Origin of the sequence: Neobacillus sp. 19 (assembly GCF_049463095.1) — a bacterium.
GTDB lineage: Bacteria > Bacillota > Bacilli > Bacillales > Cytobacillaceae > Neobacillus.
This window is the reverse complement of sequence record NZ_JBMPZU010000082.1, coordinates 1-5,599: the sequence shown is the minus strand read 5'-3', so window position 1 is coordinate 5,599 and position 5,599 is coordinate 1. Positions and strand designations below refer to the sequence as shown.

Annotated in this window: 8 protein-coding genes; 3 read left to right on the top strand and 5 right to left on the bottom strand. The window is 39.8% G+C overall.

Annotation, left to right across the window (positions count from 1 at the left end; translation table 11 throughout):
* The coding region (locus ACO1D1_RS24145) for a hypothetical protein (protein WP_423337425.1) at positions 1 to 210 on the top strand (210 nt) is incomplete at its 5' end.
* Between the two features lie 247 nt (positions 211 to 457).
* Here ACO1D1_RS24145 and ACO1D1_RS24140 read toward each other — a convergent pair.
* The 3 genes from ACO1D1_RS24140 to ACO1D1_RS24130 form a co-directional block, all read right to left on the bottom strand.
* Positions 458 to 1,093 carry a YczE/YyaS/YitT family protein gene (locus ACO1D1_RS24140; protein WP_149868713.1) on the bottom strand — a complete coding sequence of 212 codons (636 nt, stop codon included), beginning with the start codon at positions 1,091 to 1,093 and terminating at the stop codon, positions 458 to 460.
* Between the two features lie 113 nt (positions 1,094 to 1,206).
* Positions 1,207 to 1,305: a helix-turn-helix domain-containing protein gene (locus ACO1D1_RS24135; protein ID WP_423337426.1), complete on the bottom strand. Its 99-nt coding sequence runs from the start codon at positions 1,303 to 1,305 to the stop codon at positions 1,207 to 1,209.
* 116 nt (positions 1,306 to 1,421) lie between these two features.
* Positions 1,422 to 2,066, bottom strand: coding sequence for a superoxide dismutase family protein (locus ACO1D1_RS24130; protein WP_423337424.1), 645 nt, complete (start codon positions 2,064 to 2,066; stop codon positions 1,422 to 1,424).
* Between the two features lie 208 nt (positions 2,067 to 2,274).
* On the opposite strand from ACO1D1_RS24130, the gene ACO1D1_RS24125 reads away from it, so the two are divergent.
* Together ACO1D1_RS24125 and ACO1D1_RS24120 are read left to right on the top strand one after the other, a co-directional pair.
* A complete protein-coding gene (locus ACO1D1_RS24125) occupies positions 2,275 to 2,556 on the top strand; it encodes an amidohydrolase family protein (protein ID WP_423337423.1) in 282 nt (93 codons plus the stop codon).
* A 108-nt stretch (positions 2,557 to 2,664) separates the two neighbouring features.
* Positions 2,665 to 3,441 (top strand): sulfite exporter TauE/SafE family protein, encoded by a 777-nt coding sequence (locus ACO1D1_RS24120; RefSeq protein WP_423337422.1) that lies wholly within the window; start codon positions 2,665 to 2,667, stop codon positions 3,439 to 3,441.
* 298 nt (positions 3,442 to 3,739) lie between these two features.
* Here ACO1D1_RS24120 and nadA read toward each other — a convergent pair whose 3' ends face one another.
* Both nadA and nadC read right to left on the bottom strand, forming a co-directional pair.
* Positions 3,740 to 4,699 carry a quinolinate synthase NadA gene (gene nadA, locus ACO1D1_RS24115; protein ID WP_423337421.1) on the bottom strand — a complete coding sequence of 320 codons (960 nt, stop codon included), beginning with the start codon at positions 4,697 to 4,699 and terminating at the stop codon, positions 3,740 to 3,742.
* 1 nt (position 4,700) lies between these two features.
* Entirely contained in the window at positions 4,701 to 5,546 is an 846-nt protein-coding gene (nadC, locus tag ACO1D1_RS24110) for a carboxylating nicotinate-nucleotide diphosphorylase (RefSeq protein WP_423337420.1), read from the bottom strand.
* Positions 5,547 to 5,599 lie beyond the last annotated feature (53 nt).

Sequence of the window (5,599 nt, the reverse complement as noted above, 5' to 3'; positions counted from 1 at the left end):
ATCAGGACAGGTGCTTTTTATTATTTTTTTAACGAAAGTCTTAGTTTATTAACAAAGCAGTTTATTCAACTAAATGGAGAAAATAAAGGATTTGCAAAATCGATGGTAAGCAAGCTGGAAGCTGCTAAGTCTTCTGAATTAAGAGGAAATGAGAATGCCCGTGACGGTCAGCTTCATGCCTACAAGACAAATAACTGCTCAGAAGGGTAAGGCATTAACTGAAGAACAAGTAGATCTATTACTTTATTGGTTTAATACTTTGACCTAAGTCACTAGCTAATAGGGGGCTAACACCAATCCTCGGCGATTAGAGATTTAATAGAATTAATAAAAATAGAAAAAACGAGAAATAACAGTAGATCCCACCATATTGTAGGGTGAATAGGCGGACCAGGCAGAATCCCTGCTTGGTCTTTCCTATTCAAAACCACAGGCTGGACAGAACCTTTTTTATAGTCTACATATGCGTTAACAAGCGATCCTTTTGGTCAAGGAAATACGCCATCAGTTTCTTGCATTGAGGAATAGAAAATCCCAAAATCGGCCCCAAACCAAAGGCAATTAACAAGGTTCCAATTCCAACTGGGCCTCCTAGCATCCATCCAAGTAGAAAAACGAGTACTTCAATTCCACTTCTGACCAACGGGATCCCCCAGCCCGTTCTTTCAACAATTAATAGCATAAAGCTGTCTCTAGGGCCTGCTCCAAAGTCAGCAGCAACATATAATCCAATACCGTACCCTATTAATACAACACCTATGGCAAATGCTATTGCTGCACCCGCTAAACTTTCAACGCTAGGTAACATCCAATTAAAAAGATCAATAAATAATCCTAGTAATAGCATATTTAGAAAGGACCCTATTTTGGGCCAAGCCTGATTGAAAATCGAACTGATTAACAAGAGGAATAATCCACATATTATCGACCACATTCCAATAGAGAGTCCAAATTTAGTAAATAGTCCATAATGAAAAACATCCCATGGTCCAATCCCGAAATATTTGCCTTCAATTGTTAGAGATATGCCAAATGCTATCACCATTAATCCAAAAATAAAAAAAGACCAGCGTAAAATCCATTCTCTTCTCATAACTGCCCCTCTACCTTATATTGTATTATTTTAATATAACATTAAAGTTGGGCAGAACTTGTAATCTCTATTTTCTGAAATATTCCCAAAAAGCCAGTAGGACTAACCCCACATTATAACAGTCCATATTTCCTCATTTTGTTATATAGTGTGACGCGGGACAAACCAAGTATTTTTGCTGCAGCTGATTTATTTCCATAGTTTTCCCGAATTATACGTGTCTACTATGATGGGCGCAATCCACTGTCACTACCCGAATCATGTCGATGAATTCGACAAAACGCGGGCGGTGAAAGGCACTATTTCTGGGTTCTTTTAATATACTTTATTATTTTTTATCTTCATCTTTACTCAAAATTACCCCACATGCTTGTCTGTCACCTGCATCCCCAGTTTTCATCGTTGCTTCATCAGGACCAGGTTTTCCTTCTGTTTGATAGCGATCAGGTATATTGCCAAAGTTATCAGGATTTGCATGGACGATGACAGCCAGTTCTTCTTTTTTCAGTTGATCAATGGTTAGGCGATCGAACGTTGCAGAATATGAAGCAGTTCCATCCTCCTTAACATAAAGGGAGGGCATATCCCCAGCATGTCCCGAGTGCATTTTGTCATCTGGATTAAAGTGTCCACCTGCTGTTGTGAAAGGGCCTTCCTTGGCATCACGTTCACAGACACCAATTTCATGGATATGAAAACCATGGTGACCCGGCTCTAGACCATCTATATTGGCGACAATCTGAACATGATCGTCATGAGCAAAAAAGCTTACAGTGCCAACTGTTTTATTTTCAACATCTTTGAGTTCTGCTTTAGCTTGTGGTAGCGTCTGTTCTTCTGTGCTCACGGTCTTCTCAGCTTTATTTCCCGTATTTGTCGTTCCCTCGCCCTCCAATTTTTCTCCTGCAGCACATCCATTCAGCACCATCAACACAGAAATTGTCAGTATAAGCTTCGTCAAATATTTACTCATTTTTATGCTCCCTTCTATATTTATTGAATGTTCTAACTATACTATCAGGAGTAAATAAATATATAAAGTGAATGGCTCTGTACATTAAAGAATTCCTTCTTTTTATCTAGAGGGTCACTATCTTAGTGATCCTTCCTTCCTGCTCCTCCTTAGTAATAATGTTGATAAAAAAAATAGGGCACATAGTATTCTACTTTCTGAAAATGAAATGGACATTATCAAGATGTATAATAGTAAAGTAGTTCATTGTCCTATTAGTAATTCAGAAAAAGGGATTCCTAAAACACCTAGCTTGCTGCAAAAAGGGATAGGTGTTGGTTTGGGAACGGATGGGGCCGGTCACTCCGGATTGAGTTTATTTGATCAGATGAAAGTGTTTAAATCTTTAATGAGAGCCTTTTGGGGAGTATCTATTTTTGATCCAGTTGTCATGCCTTCAAAAAGCATCTTAGATAGTAATGAAAAACAGAGAAGTTCTTACACTGGATGAAGAAAAGATCATCTATGAAAGTAAGCTTGCCATGAAGGAGCTTTCTATCCGAGCAAATATATAACCCTCTCTTCATCTATGGGGTTAGGAATAATTGAGGTCTGATAAATGATTACATCTATATTTCTTTTTAGTATTGTCCTATGCTCCAATTTGATTATTGGTGTTTTATTAGGAATGTCTGGAATTTCCGGATTTCTTCTCCCTTTAATTTACGTAGGTTTTTTAGGTATGCCCGTGCACGATTCTCTTGCACTAAGTTTCTTGTCCTTTGCTGTCTCAGGTCTTATTGGAGCCTATTCCTATTGGAAATCAAAAAACATGGATCTAAAACTAGCTTTATTTTTGAGTATTGGAAGCCTTCCTGGTGCGTTTTTGGGAGTACAAATCAATGTATTAATTTCTGATTTTCTAGCAAAACTTCTCCTCTATTTATTTATCCTGCTAGCAGGGTTATCAATTCTACTTAAGAAAAACAATGAGAACGCAAAAATTAATCGATCCATTATACTGAATCATACTTCCATTGTTATTTTGCTTGGATTTATAACAGCAGTTATTTGCGCATTAACAGGAGCGGGCGGCCCAATTTTACTAGTACCGTTACTAGTCAGCCTTGGGGTCAATATTCGGGTAGCGGTGGGGGTAAGTCTTTTAAATTCCGTGGTCATCGCCATTCCATCGATATTCGGATACTTCTCCCATACCAGTATGCAAAACACTTCCATGTTAATTATCGCTAGTTTACTTGGTACAACTATCGGGATGATCACCGGTGCACGCCTTGCAAATAAGGTACCCATTCATCAGTTAAAAATAATGATTGCAATCATCACCATCTTATCATCAGTTTATATGCTGGTTATGCTAAAAGTGGGGGGCTGACCTCACTCACTAAATGAACAACCCCTTAAAGTGGTACGGTTCGCCGCACACTTTAAGGGGTTGTTCATTCTTTTTTTAACTTTCATGTTACCTCATAATTAACCGGAAAGCCTGGTTGAAATAGTTTGATTGTATCGGGATGAACCGGAAAACCAACAATCTTTGAGGCATACGTTCAAAGGAAATCAGTTAACACATTCTTTGTAGGAAAATCAGTTAATGAATACTATCCGTATAATGTCGCTGAATTCAACAAAACGCGGGCGGTGACAGGCACTTTTTCCCTTTATTGTCAAACTTAACCAATGGAAACCATACGCTGAATAGCAAGCTTTGCCCGCTCGGCTGTTTCGGCAGGAACGGTGATGACATGCTTGTTTTCTTTTAAAGCAGCTAACACCTTTTCAAGTGTAATCCTTTTCATAAAAGGACAAATAGCTTCCGGATTGGCAGGAACAAAGCGCTTTTCTGGATTTTGTTTTTGCATCTGATGGATAATTCCTACCTCTGTTGCAACAATAAATTCCTCCGCATGCGAATTTTTAGAGTGTTTTAGCATGTTACCAGTAGATAGAATATGTGTTTTCTCCGCTGGCAGTACTCCTTCAGACATTAAATACATGCTCGAAGTTGAGCATCCGCATTCGGGATGTACAAGCAGTTCGGCTTCTGGATGCTGTGTCAGCATACCCTCTACTTGATGTGAAGCAATCCCTGCATGCACATGACATTCTCCCAACCAGATATGCATGTTTTCACGGCCGGTTTCATTCTTCACGAAAGAACCAAGGAACATATCCGGTAAGAATAGGATTTCTTTGTCTTCTGGAATCGACCGGACAATCTCCACTGCGTTGGAAGAGGTACAGCAATAATCGCTTTCTGCCTTCACTTCAGCAGTGGTATTCACATATGCAACCACAACTGCCCCAGGGTGCTCGGCTTTCCATTCGCGGAGCTGGTCTACCGTGATCGAATCGGCTAAAGAGCAGCCTGCTTCAAGGTCAGGAAGAAGCACAGTTTTTTCCGGATTCAAGATGGCAGCTGTCTCCGCCATAAAGTGAACACCGCAGAACACGATTACGTCGGCAGATGTGTTCTCCGCAGCACGTGCAAGCGCAAGGGAATCACCTAATACGTCGGCAATATCCTGAATCTCTGGAAGTTGATAATTGTGTGCGAGCAGAATAGCATTGCGCTTTTTCTTCCACGCTTGAATTTCCTCCACTAAGCTGCTTTTCATTTCAGTAACTGACATTCTATTGTTCCTCCTCAAGTACGACTTTGACACTGATATCAAGTGCTTTGTATGAATGCGTTAAAAAGCCTAGAGAAATATAATGAACACCCGTATCGCGATAATCTTCCAAATTAGTTAATTGGATCCCGCCAGATGCTTCCGTTATCATATGGGCCGGCACTAATTGTATAAATTCCTTTATTTCATCTGGTGTTCGGTTATCAAACATAATGACATCCGCGCCCGCTTCCACTGCTTCGATGACTTGTTCTCTTGACTCCGTTTCCACTTCAATTTTAACCATATGTCCCGTATTCTTACGAACTAACTCGACCGCATGCTTGATTGATCCTGCAAAAGATATATGATTATCTTTGATCATGACTCCATCATAAAGACCATAACGGTGATTATATCCGCCGCCGCAGCGGACAGCATATTTTTCCAGCATTCGGAGTCCCGGTGTCGTTTTTCTCGTATCGCAAATCCTCGTATACGAGCTATTTAACGTCTCAACGGCTTTTCGTGTTAAGGTGGCAATTCCGCACATACGCTGGACTAGATTAAGGACAACCCTTTCACCTTTTAAAAGGGCAGAAATCCCCCCTGAAACAATTGCCAATCTCTGCCCGACTTCGAATCTGTCACCATCTTTGACAAACAATTGGATGTCAATTTCCTGATCCAACAGGGGAAATCCAGTCTTCATTATTTCTTCACCGCAAAAAACACCACTTTCTTTTGCTAAAAAGACAATTTTACCCTTTGTATGGTCTGAAAAAATCAAATCAGTCGTTAGATCCTGATCTCCAATGTCTTCTATTAAAAATTGCTCAATTAACGACCGCAGTTTTAATTTGTTCATGATTGATTGACACTTCCCCTTTGCGTTTCTGAATGATTGTCTTTTTTAACGAT